The 16,659-nt window shown below is 56.8% G+C and carries 15 protein-coding genes; 14 read left to right on the top strand and 1 reads right to left on the bottom strand.

From position 1 onward, the window contains the following. The 3 genes from GS12_RS19520 to sseB form a co-directional block, all read left to right on the top strand. Window positions 1-1,142, top strand: a 1,142-nt coding sequence (locus GS12_RS19520) for an IscS subfamily cysteine desulfurase (RefSeq protein WP_034949916.1), incomplete at its 5' end; no start/stop codon positions are given. Window positions 1,143-1,301: 159 nt separating this feature from the next. Next, window positions 1,302-2,585, top strand: coding sequence for an aminopeptidase PepB (pepB, locus tag GS12_RS19515; RefSeq protein ID WP_034949909.1), 1,284 nt, complete (start codon window positions 1,302-1,304; stop codon window positions 2,583-2,585). Window positions 2,586-2,653: 68 nt separating this feature from the next. Beyond that, entirely contained in the window at window positions 2,654-3,421 is a 768-nt protein-coding gene (gene sseB, locus GS12_RS19510; protein WP_034949906.1) for an enhanced serine sensitivity protein SseB, read from the top strand. A gap of 41 nt (window positions 3,422-3,462) precedes the next feature. Here sseB and sseA read toward each other — a convergent pair whose 3' ends face one another. Then, entirely contained in the window at window positions 3,463-4,308 is an 846-nt protein-coding gene (sseA, locus tag GS12_RS19505) for a 3-mercaptopyruvate sulfurtransferase (protein WP_034949914.1), read from the bottom strand. Window positions 4,309-4,549: 241 nt separating this feature from the next. Between sseA and ndk the strand changes: the two genes are divergently transcribed. The 11 genes from ndk to GS12_RS19450 form a co-directional block, all read left to right on the top strand. Beyond that, window positions 4,550-4,981, top strand: coding sequence for a nucleoside-diphosphate kinase (ndk, locus tag GS12_RS19500; RefSeq protein ID WP_034949904.1), 432 nt, complete (start codon window positions 4,550-4,552; stop codon window positions 4,979-4,981). A 152-nt stretch (window positions 4,982-5,133) separates the two neighbouring features. Next, entirely contained in the window at window positions 5,134-6,303 is a 1,170-nt protein-coding gene (locus GS12_RS19495; RefSeq protein ID WP_034949902.1) for a bifunctional tRNA (adenosine(37)-C2)-methyltransferase TrmG/ribosomal RNA large subunit methyltransferase RlmN, read from the top strand. 75 nt (window positions 6,304-6,378) lie between these two features. Further along, window positions 6,379-7,110: a type IV pilus biogenesis/stability protein PilW gene (gene pilW, locus GS12_RS19490; protein WP_051937166.1), complete on the top strand. Its 732-nt coding sequence runs from the start codon at window positions 6,379-6,381 to the stop codon at window positions 7,108-7,110. After that, the gene (rodZ, locus tag GS12_RS19485; RefSeq protein WP_034949900.1) at window positions 7,100-8,098 is read left to right on the top strand and encodes a cytoskeleton protein RodZ; all 999 of its coding nucleotides are present in this window, start codon (window positions 7,100-7,102) and stop codon (window positions 8,096-8,098) included. The genes pilW and rodZ overlap by 11 nt, the downstream gene beginning before the upstream one ends. A gap of 39 nt (window positions 8,099-8,137) precedes the next feature. Then, on the top strand, window positions 8,138-9,259 hold the full coding sequence (gene ispG / locus GS12_RS19480) for a flavodoxin-dependent (E)-4-hydroxy-3-methylbut-2-enyl-diphosphate synthase (protein ID WP_034916374.1): 1,122 nt from the start codon (window positions 8,138-8,140) through the stop codon (window positions 9,257-9,259). A 75-nt stretch (window positions 9,260-9,334) separates the two neighbouring features. Beyond that, window positions 9,335-10,612 carry a histidine--tRNA ligase gene (hisS, locus tag GS12_RS19475; protein ID WP_034916372.1) on the top strand — a complete coding sequence of 426 codons (1,278 nt, stop codon included), beginning with the start codon at window positions 9,335-9,337 and terminating at the stop codon, window positions 10,610-10,612. Between the two features lie 14 nt (window positions 10,613-10,626). Beyond that, the gene (locus tag GS12_RS19470) at window positions 10,627-11,247 is read left to right on the top strand and encodes a YfgM family protein (RefSeq protein WP_034949912.1); all 621 of its coding nucleotides are present in this window, start codon (window positions 10,627-10,629) and stop codon (window positions 11,245-11,247) included. 46 nt (window positions 11,248-11,293) lie between these two features. Beyond that, the gene (gene bamB, locus GS12_RS19465) at window positions 11,294-12,475 is read left to right on the top strand and encodes an outer membrane protein assembly factor BamB (RefSeq protein WP_034916371.1); all 1,182 of its coding nucleotides are present in this window, start codon (window positions 11,294-11,296) and stop codon (window positions 12,473-12,475) included. Between the two features lie 153 nt (window positions 12,476-12,628). Then, entirely contained in the window at window positions 12,629-14,119 is a 1,491-nt protein-coding gene (gene der / locus GS12_RS19460) for a ribosome biogenesis GTPase Der (protein ID WP_034916369.1), read from the top strand. A 44-nt stretch (window positions 14,120-14,163) separates the two neighbouring features. Then, window positions 14,164-14,382: a zinc ribbon domain-containing protein gene (locus tag GS12_RS19455; protein WP_034949898.1), complete on the top strand. Its 219-nt coding sequence runs from the start codon at window positions 14,164-14,166 to the stop codon at window positions 14,380-14,382. A gap of 286 nt (window positions 14,383-14,668) precedes the next feature. Next, a partial coding sequence (locus tag GS12_RS19450) for a PQQ-binding-like beta-propeller repeat protein (RefSeq protein ID WP_034949896.1) occupies window positions 14,669-16,659 on the top strand: 1,991 nt, incomplete at its 3' end.

Here is a 16,659-nt window from a genome sequence, read left to right as displayed (position 1 = left end):
AGAAGATGATGCAGTTTCTCACGCGTGACGGAACCTTTGGTAATCCGGCTTCGCGTTCGCATCGTTTTGGCTGGCAGGCGGAAGAAGCGGTAGACGTTGCCCGCAATCAGATTGCGGAACTGATTGGCGCCGATCCCCGTGAAATCGTCTTTACTTCCGGCGCCACCGAGTCCGACAACCTGGCCATCAAGGGCGCGGCACACAGCGCGCAGGAGAAGGGCAGGCACATCATCACCAGCCAGACCGAGCACAAAGCCGTGCTGGACGCCTGCGCGCAGCTTAAGCGTGAAGGATTTGACGTCACGTTCCTCGCGCCGCAGTCCAACGGAATAATCGATCTCCACACGCTGGAAGCCGCCCTGCGCGACGACACCACCCTTGTTTCCCTGATGCACGTCAACAACGAAACCGGCGTGGTGCAGAATATCACTGCGGTGGGTGAGTTGTGCCGCGCGCGCGGCATTATTTTCCATGTCGATGCCACGCAGAGCGTCGGTAAATTGCCTATCGATCTCACGCAGTTGCCGGTCGATCTGATGTCCTTCTCCGCGCATAAACTCTACGGGCCAAAAGGCATGGGTGGGCTTTACGTGCGACGCCAGCCGCGAATACGTATCGAGGCGCAGATCCACGGCGGCGGTCACGAGCGCGGCATGCGTTCCGGCACGCTGCCGGTTCATCAGATTGTTGGTATGGGCGAAGCTTTTCGTATCGCCAGGGAAGAGATGCACGCAGAAATGGCGCGGCTGGGCGAGCTCAGATTGCGCCTGTGGAACGGCATCAACGATATTGGCGCGCTACAGGTGAATGGCGATTTAGCGGGCGGCGCGTCGAATATCCTTAATATCAGTTTCGATTACGTCGATGGCGAGTCGCTGATCATGGTGCTGAAGGATCTGGCGGTCTCTTCCGGTTCAGCCTGCACCTCGGCCAGCCTTGAACCCTCTTACGTGCTGCGTGCGATGGGCCTGCCGGAGGCGCTGGCACACAGTTCGCTGCGTTTTTCGCTGGGGCGTTTCACTACGGAAGAAGAGGTGGATTATGCCATCCAGCTGATCCGCCAGTCGGTAACCCGCCTGCGTGAAACCTCACCGGAATGGCAGGCTTTTCAGCAGCAGGGCAGTGAATCCGTGCGCCGCTGACCAGCCGTTGCTATTATTGCTTCAAACCGACGGGCCGAATGTTGATTCGGCCCGTTTTACGTTTAATTCTTCTGACGGGTTAGACGAAGGCAAATAAAGGTTTATTGTTATGACCAACCGTTTTGAAAACGGACTAACACATTGATAAGGAGCCATGCGATGACAACCACGCCTATGAACATAACCCTGTCAACGGCAGCGGCGGACGCGCGTTGGGGTGAAAAAGCTATCCTGACCAGCAATGACAGCGGTTTAACCATTCATCTTAACGGCAGCGATCCTTTAGGCACCATTCAGCGTGCCGCGCGCAAAATTGACGGGCAGGGCATTCGTCACGTCAGCCTGCGCGGCGAGTGGGATCTGGAAAAAAGCTGGGCTTTCTGGCAGGGATACCGCGGCCCGAAAGGCGAGCGTAAAGTTGACTGGGCGGAGCTTAACGATGCCGACGGCCGCGAGTTTACCCATCGCCTGAAGATCATCGACTGGGTGCGCGATACGATTAATTTGCCTGCGGAAGATCTCAGTCCTGAGCAACTCACCCGACGCGCTGTGGATTTGCTGAAAGATATCGGCGGTGACAAAGTCAGCTATCGCATTACCAAAGGCGATGACCTGCGCGAACAGGGCTATATGGGGCTGCACACCGTTGGGCGCGGTTCAACGCGCAGCCCTGCGCTGCTGGCGCTGGATTACAATCCGACCGGCGATGACAATGCGCCCGTGTTTGCCTGCCTGGTCGGTAAAGGCATCACCTTTGATACCGGCGGCTACAGCCTGAAACCGGGCAGCTCAATGGATTCGATGAAGTCCGATATGGGCGGCGCGGCCACGCTGACCGGTTCGCTGGCGCTGGCGATCGCCCGCGGGCTGAAAAAGCGCGTGAAGCTCTGGCTGTGCTGTGCCGACAATATGGTCAGCGGCAACGCGTTCCGCCTTGGTGATATTATCAGATATCGTAATGGCAAAACCGTTGAGGTGATGAACACCGATGCCGAAGGCCGCCTGGTACTGGCGGATGGTCTGATTGATGCCAGCGAACAGAACCCTGAACTGCTGATTGACGCGGCCACTCTCACCGGCGCGGCGAAAACCGCACTGGGCAATGATTACCACGCGCTGTTCAGTTTTGATGATGCGCTGGCGCAGTCGCTGCTGGAGAGCGCAGCCGGTGAAAATGAACCGTTCTGGCGGCTGCCGCTGGCGGAGTTCCACCGTAACCATCTGCCGTCCAACTTTGCCGATCTGAACAATATTGCGGCGCCGTCGCATACCGCCGGTGCCAGTTCCGCAGCAGCGTTTCTCTCGCATTTTGTGAAAAGCTATCAGAAAGGTTGGTTACACATTGACTGTTCGGCGACCTACCGTAAAGGTGCGGTGGATCAGTGGTCCGCTGGCGCAACCGGTCTTGGCGTTCGCAGCGTGGCGAATCTGCTGTTGAAATAAGCCGTGAGTAACCCGAACGACACCGTGAGGCGGCGAGCCGGCCGCCCGCTTTATCTCTGGAACCCGTTATGAATGAAACAAATCAGCGCCTCGAAGAGGTGCTTGCCCTGGCGGCGACGGAACCGGCGCACCGCCCGGAATTTTTCTCCCTTTTGCTGGCGGCGAGCGTCTGGGTTCCCGGCGAAAGCGCGGAGCAGGATGCCGCGCAGGCCGATCTGCTTCACTGGGAAAAAGAGGACGGCACCAGCGTTATTCCTTTTTTCTCCTCCGTTAACGCCATGGAACAGGCGATCACCACGCCGCAGCCCTTTCTGGTGATGCCGGTAAAAACACTGTTTGAAATGACGCTGGGCGAAACGCTGTTTCTCAATCCCAGGCTGCCTTCCGGTAAAGAGTTTACGCCGCGAGAGATAGCCAGCCTGCTGGGCGAAGGCGGCAACGCGCTGAGCCAGCAGACGGTGATTGAGGGTGGCACATCGCTGCTGCTGTCGGAAATTGCTGAACCACCGGCGCAGACAATTGCCTCGCTGACTCAGCTTTTTGCCAAATATAAGCAGGTACGGCGCGCCTATGTTGCGCACATCAAGGAAGCGGCGGACGATCGTCCAAATCTGTTAATTGGCATTGAAGCGGACAGCAACATTGACGCCATTATTCAGGCAGCCGGTGATGTGGCGACCGATACGCTGCTGGAAGACGAGCCGGTTGATATTTGCCAGGTGGTGGAAAACGAAAAAGGCATCAGCCACTTTTTCACCGCGCACATCACGCCGTTTTACGAGCGCAGGTGGGGCAGTTTTCTGCGCGAATTTAAGGTCACCAATCTTCCTGCCTGACATGTATATGCAGGCGGCGCCCGCCGCCTGCGTTATCCGCTTTAGCCCAGCGCCACGGGCAGATCGTCCCGGCTTCCCCATTCGCCCCACGATCCGTCGTAGAGGCGCACCTGCTGCACGCCCAGGCTGCTCAGAGCCAGCATCACCACCACCGCCGTGACGCCCGACCCGCAGCTGGCGACAATCGGCCCGGCAAGATTTACGCCCTGCTGCCGGAAAATCGCCCTCAGCGCATCCTCTGACTTCAGCTCGCCGTTCTCCACCAGATCGTTCCAGGGCACGTTCAGGCTGCCCGGAATTCTGCCGCGACGCAGCCCCGGACGCGGCTCGTCCACTTCACCCCTGAAGCGATTGGCGGCGCGCGCATCGACAATCTGCGCGCCGCCTTCATGGCTCAGCAACAGCACGTCGGTCAGGCGCAGCACCACGTCAGGATCGAAACTGGCGTCGAATTCCGCTTCGGGTAGCGAAACCGGCCCGCTGACCAGCGGTAACTGCGCCGCCTCCCAACCTTTCAGGCCGCCCGCCAGAATCGACACCTGCTCTGCGCCGAACTGGCGCAGCATCCACCAGGCGCGGGGCGCGGAGAAGAGGTTCCCCTCATCATAAACCACCAGATGCCTGTCGCTGTTGATGCCCAGCTCGCGCATGGCGACCGCGAACCGCTCTGCTCTGGGCAGCATGTGTGGAAACGGACTGGTGTGATCGGACAGGGCTTCGATATCAAAAAAAGGCGCATCGGGCAGATGCTTCGCCAGATATTCCGCCGTGATATCGCGCACCAGCTCCTGACCCGGTGGCAGCATACGGGCATCAATCACCTGCACGGCATTATCTGAAAGATGTTCCGCCAGCCATTCGGCGGTAACAAAAAAGGAGCGAGTCATAGCGGCCTCGTGATAAATAATAAAGAAATCAGTGTCGGCTATCTTTAACGCCATCTCAAGATGTTCTCTGCGCGTGCGTCATTAATGGTGACCGAAGTTGGAAAATTGTAGAAATCGGGATCGAATTTTTTTAATAAATTGTTGTTTATCCGATAGGCAAGGCTGGCGATGCCTCCTATAATCAGCGCCGTTTACGGGAAGGCTTTACGCCACACAATTCGATATCAAAAAAGGGGTCCGTATGACTGTTGAACGTACATTTTCCATCGTAAAACCTAACGCGGTGGCAAAAAACGTAATTGGTGCCATTTTCAACCGTTTTGAGAGCGCAGGCTTTAAAATTGTCGGCAGCAAAATGCTGCACCTGAGCAAAGAGCAGGCCGAGGGATTTTACGCGGAACATCAGGGCAAGCCTTTTTTCGACGGCCTGGTTGAGTTCATGACCTCTGGCCCGGTTGTGGTTTCCGTGCTGGAAGGCGAAAACGCCGTTCAGCGCCATCGCGATCTTATGGGCGCGACCAACCCGGCCAATGCGCTGGCAGGCACGCTGCGCGCCGACTTTGCCGACAGCTTCACCGAAAATGCCACGCACGGCTCTGATTCTGCGGAATCGGCTGCCCGCGAAATCGCGTATTTTTTTGGCGAAAACGAGATTTGCCCGCGCACGCGTTAATATGATGTAAAAGGGCGTTTACAATTTATTTGACTCACGCCCTTTGAACCTGTCGTCGTCGGCCTGTACAATACGCGCCCCTGCACTCCGCAGGGGCGTTTCTTTTATCTACCCCAGCGCCATAACGTGTAACAACGAGGCCAGAGAACATTATGTCCGAATCAATTGTCACTCCGTCATCTGCCGTCACTCTTGCCGACGCGCCTGTAAACCAGAAAGTGAACCTGCTCGATCTCAATCGCAAGGAAATGCGCGCATTTTTTGCCAGCCTCGGCGAAAAACCCTTCCGTGCCGATCAGGTCATGAAGTGGATTTACCACTACTGCTGCGATGATTTCGATCAGATGACCGACATCAACAAAGTGTTTCGCGGCAAGCTGAAAACGCTGGCCGAAATCCGCGCGCCGGAAGTCGCCGAAGAGCAGCGCTCCAGCGACGGCACCATCAAATGGGCCATCACCGTTGGCGGCCAGCAGGTTGAAACCGTCTATATTCCTGAAAAAGATCGCGCCACGCTGTGCGTCTCTTCGCAGGTGGGTTGCGCGCTTGAATGCAAATTCTGTTCGACCGCGCAGCAGGGTTTTAACCGCAATCTGCGCGTTTCGGAAATTATTGGTCAGGTCTGGCGCGCTGCGAAAATTATTGGCGCCTCAAAAGTGACCGGGCAGCGTCCTGTCACCAACGTGGTGATGATGGGCATGGGCGAGCCGCTGCTGAACCTCAATAATGTCGTTCCGGCAATGGAAATCATGCTCGACGACTTTGGTTTCGGGCTGTCGAAACGCCGCGTGACGCTCTCCACATCCGGCGTGGTGCCTGCCCTGGATAAGCTGGGCGATATGATTGACGTGGCGCTGGCGATATCCCTGCACGCGCCAAACGATCGGATTCGTGACGAAATTGTTCCGATAAATAAAAAGTACAATATTGAAACGTTCCTCGGCGCCGTCAGCCGTTATATTTCAAAATCAAACGCCAATCAGGGCCGGGTAACCATTGAGTACGTGATGCTCGATCACATCAATGACAGCACCGATAACGCTCACGAGCTGGCCGCATTGTTGAAAGATACGCCGTGCAAAATCAACCTGATCCCGTGGAATCCCTTCCCTGGCGCACCTTATGGCCGTAGCTCAAACAGCCGCATCGATCGCTTTTCTAAGGTATTGATGGAGTATGGCTTTACCACCATTGTTCGTAAGACGCGCGGCGATGATATTGATGCGGCCTGCGGACAGCTGGCGGGGGAAGTGATTGACCGCACCAAGCGCACGCTGCGGAAAAAAATGGCCGGTGACGCCATTTCTGTGAAAGCGCTCTGAAATAAGGCGACACCATTGTCCCTGCCGCCATGATGGGCGTAAGATAATGCGCTGACAGGAAAGTCTGGAGGCCATATGGGTAAAGGAATACCGGCGTGTTTGCTTGCTGTGCTGCTCACAGGATGCGCGATGCCACATCCGCATAGCGAGCTGGCGCAGACGCGGCTACAGTTAGGGCTTGAATACCTGGCGGTGAACGACCTTGCCGCCGCACAGCGCAACCTGCGACAGGCGGTTGCGCTGGCGCCTGAGGACTATCGCGCGCATCTGGCGATAGCACGCTATCACCAGCAGGCTTTGGATGAAAAAAATGCGATGCGTGCCTACCAGACGGCGCTGAAGCTCGCGCCACAAAACGGCAGCGTCTTCAATAATTACGGTGCGTTTCTGTGTCGTTTAAGGCAGTATGAGACGGCCCGGCACTATTTCAGCAAAGCCGCTGAATTATCTGGAAACATCAGCCGGGCGGATGCGGCAGAAAATGCCGGTTACTGCTATCTCGCCCAGGGCGAATGGCAGCAAGCAGCCGCCTCGTTTGATGAAGCAGTAATGCAGGTTCCTGACAAAGGTCTGGCACTGCTGGCTGAAGCCGAAAGGCGAATTGACAAGAGGGAGCGTGACGCGTCGCGGCTTCTGTTAGACGTTTATCAACGCAGCTTTGCGGCTTCGGCACAAAGTCTGTGGCTAGAGATTCGCTTCGCCGCGCTGGCGCAGCAACCGGAAGGCATTGCCTCTGCCGGAGACGAACTGGCGCGAAATTTTCCACAATCGAAACAGCACCTGCATTTTTTAGCTAATGAATACTGAAGCCACTCAAGAAAAATCAGCAGTAAATTCAACAGGCGCCCGCCTGCGTGAAGCCCGTGAGCAGATGGGTCTGACTCAGCAGAACGTTGCCGAGCGTCTGTGTCTGAAACTGACCACCGTTCGCGACCTTGAAGAGGACAAATCACCCGCCGATTTGGCGTCTACCTTCCTGCGTGGTTACATTCGTTCCTATGCGCGGCTGGTGCACGTGCCGGAAGAGGAACTGCTGCCAATGATGGCTAAGCAGGCACCTGTCCGCGCGGCGAAAGTTGAGCCAATGCAGAGTTTCTCTCTGGGTAAACGGCGTAAAAAACGCGACGGCTGGCTGATGATTTTCACCTGGCTGGTGCTGTTTGTCGTGGTCGGGCTGACGGGCGCCTGGTGGTGGCAAAATCACAAGGCCGCGCAGGACGATCTGGTGTCGATGGCCGATCAAAATGCCTCCAGCGGCAGCGGCGACGGTCAGTCCATCCCGCTGGAAAACGGCACGCCTGACAGCGCTCAACCCGTTGACAGCGCGACCGCGCAGGCGCCTTCCGCGCCCACGCCGTCCGAACCCGCCGTGAACAACTCACCGGCAAATGACGCGGCAGCAAACAGTGCGCAGCCTGCGCCAGCGGCGGCACCTGATGCCAGCAGACAGCCGGTTGCCGTCTCGCCCTCGCAGGCTAACGTTGATAATAATGCCACGAACGGCCAGATGCCGACCGGCGCTGCCGACGTTGGCGCGCCAGCAGCCGATCCTAACGCGCTGGTGATGAATTTTAGCCAGGATTGCTGGCTTGAAGTGACCGATGCTGCCGGTAAAAAACTGTTCAGCGGCATGCAGCGCAGCGGTGGTAAACTCAGTCTTTCAGGTACTGCGCCATATCGCCTGAAAATCGGCGCGCCGGGTGCAGTCCAGATCCAGTATCAGGGGCAGCCAGTCGACCTGAGTCGTTTTATCCGTTCAAACCAGGTTGCTCGCCTGTCCGTGGGTGCGTCCTGACGCAGCCGCGGTCGCGAGTAATTGTGGAGAAACACTATTATGCATAACGAAGCACCCATTATCCGTCGTAAATCTAAGCGTATTTACGTCGGCAAGGTGCCGGTAGGCGATGGCGCGCCCATCGCCGTCCAGTCAATGACCAACACCCGTACCACGGACGTGGCGGCAACGGTCAATCAAATAAAAGCGCTAGAGCGCGTGGGTGTGGACATCGTTCGCATCTCTGTTCCCACCATGGACGCAGCCGAAGCGTTTCGCCTGATCAAGCAGCAGGTGAACGTTCCGCTGGTGGCCGATATCCACTTTGATTACCGCATCGCGCTGAAGGTTGCCGAATACGGCGTTGACTGCCTGCGCATCAACCCTGGTAACATCGGTAACGAAGAGCGTATTCGCCAGGTTGTTGACTGCGCCCGTCATCACAATATTCCTATTCGTATCGGCGTGAACGCGGGCTCTCTGGAGAAGGATCTTCAGGAAAAATATGGTGAGCCGACGCCGCAGGCGCTGTTGGAATCCGCTATGCGCCACGTTGATCATCTCGATCGCCTTAACTTTGACCAGTTCAAAGTCAGCGTAAAAGCCTCTGACGTGTTCCTCGCCGTGGAATCTTATCGTTTGCTGGCGAAGCAAATTGAGCAGCCGCTGCACTTAGGGATCACCGAAGCAGGCGGCGCGCGCGCCGGTGCGGTGAAATCGGCAATCGGTCTGGGACTGTTGCTGGCCGAAGGCATTGGCGACACGCTGCGTATTTCGCTGGCGGCCGATCCTGTGGAAGAAGTTAAGGTTGGCTTCGACATTCTGAAGTCGCTGCGCATTCGCTCGCGCGGCATTAACTTTATTGCCTGCCCAACCTGTTCGCGTCAGGAGTTTGACGTTATCGGCACGGTTAACGCGCTTGAAGAGCGCCTTGAAGATATTATCACGCCGATGGATGTCTCGATTATCGGCTGCGTGGTCAACGGGCCAGGCGAGGCGCTGGTGTCAACCCTGGGCGTCACCGGCAGTAACAAGAAGAGCGGGTTCTATGAGGATGGCGTGCGTTTGCGTGAACGACTGGACAACAACGACATGATCGATCAGCTTGAGGCACGCATTCGCGCCAAAGCGGCAATGATGGATGAGTCGCGCCGTATCAGCATCCAGCAGGTAGAAAAATAAACTCATGCGCCGGACGGCTTTTCTCGCGTAGCGAGAGGCGGTCTGATACGCAAACTGAATAATGAGAGTAACGTAGTGGCAAAGAATATCCAGGCCGTGCGCGGAATGAACGATTTTCTGCCCGCCGACACCGCCGTGTGGCAGCGCATTGAGCAGATCCTGAAACAGGTGCTGGCCAGCTATGGCTACAGCGAAATCCGCATGCCGATTGTCGAGCAGACCCCCTTATTCAAACGCGCTATCGGTGAAGTGACCGACGTGGTTGAAAAAGAGATGTACACCTTTGATGACCGCAATGGCGAAAGCCTGACGCTGCGCCCGGAAGGCACCGCAGGCTGCGTGCGTGCTGGTATCGAACATGGTCTGCTCTACAATCAGGAACAGCGGCTGTGGTATATGGGCCCGATGTTCCGCTACGAGCGTCCGCAGAAAGGGCGCTACCGTCAGTTTCATCAGATTGGCGCAGAGGTGTTTGGTCTTCAGGGGCCGGACGTGGATGCCGAACTGATCATGATGACCGCGCGCTGGTGGAAGGCGTTAGGCATTGCCGACCACGTGCGTCTTGAGCTGAACTCAATTGGTTCACTGGAGGCACGCGCCCGCTATCGTGAGGCGCTGGTGGCTTTTCTGGAGCAGCACAAAGAGACGCTGGATGAAGACTGCAAGCGCCGCATGTATTCGAATCCGCTGCGCGTGCTGGACAGCAAAAACCCGGAGGTGCAGGCGCTGCTGAACAGCGCGCCTGCGCTGCATGACTATCTTGATGCAGAATCCCGCGAACATTTTGAAACGCTGTGCGGCCTGCTGAAGGCGGCGGGCATTGCCTACACCGTGAATCAGCGGTTGGTGCGTGGCCTGGATTATTACAACCGCACCGTGTTTGAGTGGGTGACCGAAAGCCTCGGCGCGCAGGGCACGGTTTGCGGCGGCGGTCGCTACGACGGCCTGGTCGAACAGCTTGGCGGTCGCGCCACGCCCGGCGTTGGCTTTGCGATGGGGCTGGAGCGCCTGGTGCTGCTGGTGCAGGCGGTAAATCCGGAATTTGAACCGACGCGCATTGTTGATGTCTATCTTATCGCTTCGGGGCAGGGCGTGCAGCCAGCCGCAATGCAGCTGGCTGAGCAACTGAGAGATGCTGACCCGTCGCTCAGGCTGATGACAAATTTTGGCGGCGGCAACTTTAAAAAGCAGTTTGCCCGCGCCGACAAATGGGGCGCCCGCGTTGCGCTGGTGCTCGGCGAAGACGAAGTCGCCAGAGGTCAGGTAGTGATTAAAGATTTGCGCAACGGCGAACAGCAAACGCTGGCGCAGCATGACGCTGCCGCAGCGCTGTTGAAACTGACGGCGATTTAAAGGAGAAGATGTCAGTGGAAGTGTACAGCAATGAAAACGAACAGGTCGATGCGCTGAAGAATTTCTTTGCTCAGAACGGCAAAGCGCTGGTCATTGGTGTGGTTATCGGCATCGGCGCGCTGGCTGGCTGGCGCTACTGGAGCAATCATCAGGACGACAGCGGTCGTGAAACGTCAGCGGCATACCAGCAGATTTCCACCGCGCTGGACAGCAGCAAGCCGGAAACGCTGACTGCGGCGGCGAAGTTTGCCGAAGAGAACAGCAACACCTACGGCGCCATCGCTTCAATGGATCTGGCAAAACGCTACGTTGACGCCAACCAGCTCGATAAAGCGGTTGCCCGGTTGCAAAACGGCCTGAAGGACGTCAAAGACGCCAATCTTCAGGCGGTGATCAATCTGCGCATCGCGCGCATCCAGCTTCAGCAGGAAAAAGCCGATGAGGCGCTGAAAACGCTTGATGCCGTTAAAGGCGATGGCTGGACGGCGATCGTGGCCGACGTGCGCGGCGAAGCGCTGCTCAGCAAGGGCGATACCAGCGGCGCTCGCGGTGCGTGGAGCAAAGGCATTGCCTCCGATGCGTCTCCGGCGCTGAAAGAGATGCTGCAAATGAAAATGAATAATCTGCCGGGCTGATTGCCGGTGGTCAAAGATTGCCTCCCGGAGGCTCAAGAGGGATTTCATGGAATTGCGTAAGTTACTTCTGCCGGGGCTGATTTCAGTCACCTTGCTTAGCGGATGTTCATGGTTCAGCGGTGAAGAAGACGTGGTCAAAATGTCGCCGTTGCCAAAGGTGGAGAACCAGTTCACGCCGGAAAAGGTCTGGAGCACCTCTGTCGGTGACGGGATCGGTGACTTCTACTCCAATCTTCATCCTGCCTGGGCTGACAGTACCGTCTATGCCGCCGACCGCTTTGGTATCGTTAAGGCGCTGAATGCCGGCGACGGCGAAGAGCAGTGGAAAGTGGATCTGTCGGAAAAAACCGGCTTCTTCTCACGCAATCGTCCCGCGCTGCTTTCCGGCGGCGTTACCGTTGACGGCGGCCATGTTTACCTCGGCAGCGAACGCGCGCAGGTTTATGCCCTGAACAGCAACGACGGCAGCATTGCCTGGCAGACCAAAGCCGCAGGCGAAGTGCTTTCTCGCCCGGTGGTCAGCGATGGCCTGGTGTTGGTGCATACCAGCAACGGCATGTTGCAGGGGCTCGATCAGAGCAGCGGCGTGGTCAAATGGTCGGTTAACCTCGACGTGCCGGCGCTGTCGCTGCGCGGTGAATCAGCGCCTGCTACCGCCTTCGGCGCGGCAATTGTAGGCGGCGATAACGGACGCGTCAGCGCGGTTATCCTGAACCAGGGCCAAATCATCTGGCAGCAGCGTATTTCGCAGCCGTCTGGCGCAACCGAGATTGACCGCCTTGCCGATGTCGACACCACGCCAATCGTGGTCAACGGCGTGGTCTATGCCCTGGCCTATAACGGTAATCTTACCGCGCTGGATTTGCGTTCCGGTCAGATCATGTGGAAGCGTGAGATCGGCTCCGTGCATGACATGATTGTTGACGGCGGGCGTATTTACCTGGTCGATCAGGACGATCGCGTTATCGCCCTGAGCACCGAAGGCGGCGTTTCGGTCTGGCGTCAAAGCGATCTGCTGCATCGCAACCTGACCTCGCCGGTGCTCTATAATGGCTATCTGGTGGTGGGAGACAGCGAAGGCTATCTGCACTGGCTGAACACCGATGATGGCCGCTTCGTTGCGCAGCAGGAAGTTGACAGCTCCGGTTTCCAGACCGAGCCGGTTGTGGCCAGTGACAAGCTGTTAATTCAGTCGAAAGACGGTAAGGTTTACGCATTTACCCGCTAACATCGTCTGCTGACTAACACTGCATAACGGCTCCTGATTCGTCAGGGGCCGTTTCGTTTTACGCCGGGCGTGGTATCCTTTACGCAATTCATGCCCCTGCGGCGTCGGCCTGTTTCTGTTACAGGCTTAATTTTTTAGTAATGAGGCTTCAATATGGTACCTGTGGTCGCGCTGGTCGGGCGTCCCAACGTGGGAAAATCCACCCTGTTTAACCGTCTGACGCGCACAAGAGATGCGCTGGTGGCGGATTTTCCAGGCCTTACGCGCGATCGCAAATACGGTCGTGCCGAGGTGGAAGGGCGGGAGTTCATCTGCATTGATACCGGCGGTATTGATGGCAATGAAGAGGGCGTGGAAACGCGCATGGCTGAGCAGTCGCTGCTGGCGATTGAAGAAGCCGACGTGGTGCTGTTTATGGTGGATGCGCGCGCGGGCCTGATGCCTGCCGATAACGCTATCGCTAAACATTTGCGCTCGCGTAAAAAACCTACCTTCCTGGTGGCAAACAAAACCGACGGACTCGATGCCGATTCGGCGGTGGGCGACTTTTTCTCGTTGGGTCTGGGCGACATTCACCCCATTGCCGCTTCTCACGGGCGCGGCGTCACCACGCTGTTAGAAATGGTGCTGCTGCCCTGGATGGACGAAGTGGCACCGCAGGAAGTGACGGAAGAGGACGAAAACGAAGCCTACTGGGCAGCGCTGGCGGCGAAAGAGAGCGGTGAAGAGCAGGCAGTGGAAGAAGAAGATGACTTCAATCCGCTCGATCTGCCCATCAAGCTGGCGATTGTTGGTCGTCCTAACGTTGGTAAGTCAACGCTTACCAATCGCATCCTCGGCGAAGATCGCGTGGTGGTTTACGACATGCCGGGCACCACGCGAGACAGCATCTATATTCCGATGGAGCGTGATGGCCGCGAATACATCCTGATCGATACCGCAGGCGTGCGCAAGCGCGGTAAAATCACTGATACCGTTGAGAAATTTTCCGTCATCAAAACGCTTCAGGCCATTGAAGACGCCAACGTGGTGATGTTGATTATTGATGCGCGTGAAGGCATCTCCGATCAGGATCTTTCACTGCTGGGCTTTATTCTGAATAGCGGTCGCTCGCTGGTGATCGTCGTGAATAAGTGGGATGGCCTGTCACAGGAAGTTCGTGATGAGGTTAAAGAGACGCTCGACTTCCGTCTGGGCTTTATCGACTTCGCCCGCGTGCATTTTATTTCCGCTCTGCACGGCAGCGGCGTGGGTAATCTGTTCGAATCGGTTACCGAAGCGTATGACTGCTCAACGCGTCGCGTGAATACCTCAATGCTGACCCGCATCATGAATATGGCCGCTGACGACCATCAGCCGCCGCTGGTGCGCGGGCGCCGCGTGAAACTTAAGTATGCGCATGCGGGCGGCTACAACCCGCCGATTGTGGTGATCCACGGTAATCAGGTTAAGGATCTGCCGGACTCCTACAAACGCTATCTGATGAACTATTTCCGCCGTTCGCTGGAGGTGATGGGGACGCCGATCCGCATTCAGTTTAAAGAAGGTGAGAACCCGTTTGCCGGCAAGCGCAACCTGCTGACGCCGAATCAGCAGCGCAAGCGTAAGCGCCTGATGAGCCATCTGAAAAAGAATAAACGCTGACAGAGAGGGAGCCTTTTGGCTCCCTTATTATATTGGAGAAGAAAATGAACGTCGTTTGCCCGCAGTGCCAGCAGCCGTTACGTTTCGCAGAAGGGCACTTTCATTGTGATGCCTGCGAAAGAGATTATGCGCAGCAGGCGCTTTGTCCCGACTGCAACCAGTCGCTTCAGGTATTAAAAGCCTGCGGCGCGACGGATTACTTCTGCCCAAACGGGCACGGATTGATTTCAAAAAAACGCGTTGTGTTTGTCCCGCTTCCCTGAATCCCACCCGTTTAAATCCCTATGATTTACTATGGAAATGAAAATCATTTTCATTTCCTGTTTAAGCCAGGCGCATAATTTGTTAATTTTACGTTCGTCCGGTAAGACCGAAAGGTAAAATTTGTTATTACGCTGAAGCGTTGTAGCGTTACAATTTAAACCGTTCCATCTTTCGTTTTGCGCTTAATCAACTGTCTGTATTTCTTGCAGATCCCTTCAGCCTGTTGTCGGAAAAAAGAAATACAGAGAGCGTTTGCGCTCTGTTTCCTTCAGGAGTCGTTTAATCATGTCTGAAAATACTTCCCGGTCGTCTGCCTGGCTGGGACTGTGGTGCGTGGTGCTGGGAATACTTTTCCTCGCCACCGGCCTGTTTTTCGTTATTGGCGGCGTGAAGCTGCTGATGCTGGGAGGCAGCGCTTATTTTGCCGTTGCGGGCGTCTTCATTTTGCTGTCGGCCCTTCAGTTATTTCGCCGTAGATCCTCCGCCGTGACGATATTCGCGCTGGTCTTTATCGCCTCGGTTATCTGGGCTTTGCAGGATGCTGGCGTTAACTTCTGGCCGCTGGTTTCACGCCTGATGGTGCCGGCGGGTTTTCTGCTATTGGCTTTGCTCACGCTACCCGCGCTGCGCCGCCGTGAAGGCAAGCCCTCTGCGGCAAAAGTCGCGTGGCCGCTCTCTGCCGTGGTCGTCATCGGTATGGTCGCAACGTTCGTGCAGATGTTTCAGCCCCACTCGCCGGTAACCGACGGCACAACGCTGCCGCTGACGCCGGTTGATAAGGTGAGCGAGCAGAAAAACTGGGAAAACTACGGCAATACGCCGGGCGGTAGCCGGTTTGTGGCGCTGGACCAGATTACCCGCGATAACGTTCGCGATCTCAAAGTCGCCTGGACCTTCCACACCGGTGATATTCCCGACAGCCCAACGGGCAATGGCGCGGAAGATCAGCAGACGCCGTTACAGATTGGCGATACGCTCTACCTCTGTACGCCACACAACAACGTCATCGCGGTAGATGCGGACAGCGGCAAAGAAAAGTGGAAGCACGTGGTTAACGCCAGTGCGGAAGTCTGGAATCGCTGCCGTGGTCTGGCGTGGTTCGACGCGACCAAACCGGTCAGTCAGCCTTCTGTGCCCGGCTCTGTGCCGGTTCCACAGCCTCAGCTGGCCGCAGGGGATAGCTGCCAGCGCCGCCTGTTGATGAATACCATCGATGCGCGCCTGATTGCCATTAATGCGGATAACGGCGAGCTTTGCGAGCACTTTGGCAAGAACGGCGTGGTCGATCTCAAAGCCGGTCTGGGCGATGCGCAGGATCCAAAATATCAGCTAACCTCGGCACCCACCGTTGCCGGCACAACCGTGGTGGTCGGCGGTCGCGTGGCGGACAACGTGCAGACCGACATGCCCGGCGGCGTGATCCGCGGCTTTGATGTGATCTCCGGTGAAATGCGTTGGGCGTTTGACTCAGGCAAAGAAGATCCTAACGCGGCGCTGAAGCCAGGTGAAAACTACGTGCGCAGTACGCCGAACTCATGGGCGCCGATGTCGTACGATCCGGCTATGAACACCGTCTTCATGCCGATGGGCAGCTCGTCGGTGGATCTGTGGGGCGCAACACGAACGGCACTGAACCATAAATATGGCGCGTCGATTCTGGCGGTTGATGCCACCACCGGTAAAGAAAAGTGGGTCTACCAGACCGTACATAACGATCTGTGGGACTTCGACCTGCCGATGCAGCCGAGCCTGATCGATTTTCCAATGAAGGATGGCTCGCGGAAGCCTGCCGTCGTGATTGGCACCAAAGCCGGTCAGATTTACGTGCTGGATCGCCTGACCGGAAAACCGCTCACTGAAGTGAAAGAGGTGCCGGTTAAAAAAGGCAATATTCCGGACGAGCAGTACACGCCGACGCAGCCAAGGTCGGTAGGTATGCCGCAGATTGGCGCTGACACGCTGAAAGAGTCGGATATGTGGGGCGCAACACCGTTCGATCAGCTGGTTTGCCGTATTGGCTTCAAATCGATGCGGTACGATGGCCTTTATACCGTGCCCGGAACTGATAAATCGTTAAGCTTTCCCGGCTCGCTGGGCGGTATGAACTGGGGTAGCCTCTCGTCCGATCCCAACAGCCACTATATTTTTGTGAACGATATGCGCCTGGGTCTGTGGGTTCAGATGATCCCGGCCAATACCGATAAGATTTCACGCGGCAGCAACGGCGGTGAAGCGATCAATACCGGTATGGGCGCGGTGCCGCTGAAAGGTACGCC

Source organism: Erwinia oleae (genome assembly GCF_000770305.1).
In the GTDB taxonomy this organism is placed as follows: domain Bacteria; phylum Pseudomonadota; class Gammaproteobacteria; order Enterobacterales; family Enterobacteriaceae; genus Erwinia; species Erwinia oleae.
The sequence above is the reverse complement of the archived record's forward strand: the minus strand, read 5'-3'. Positions and strand labels throughout refer to the sequence as shown.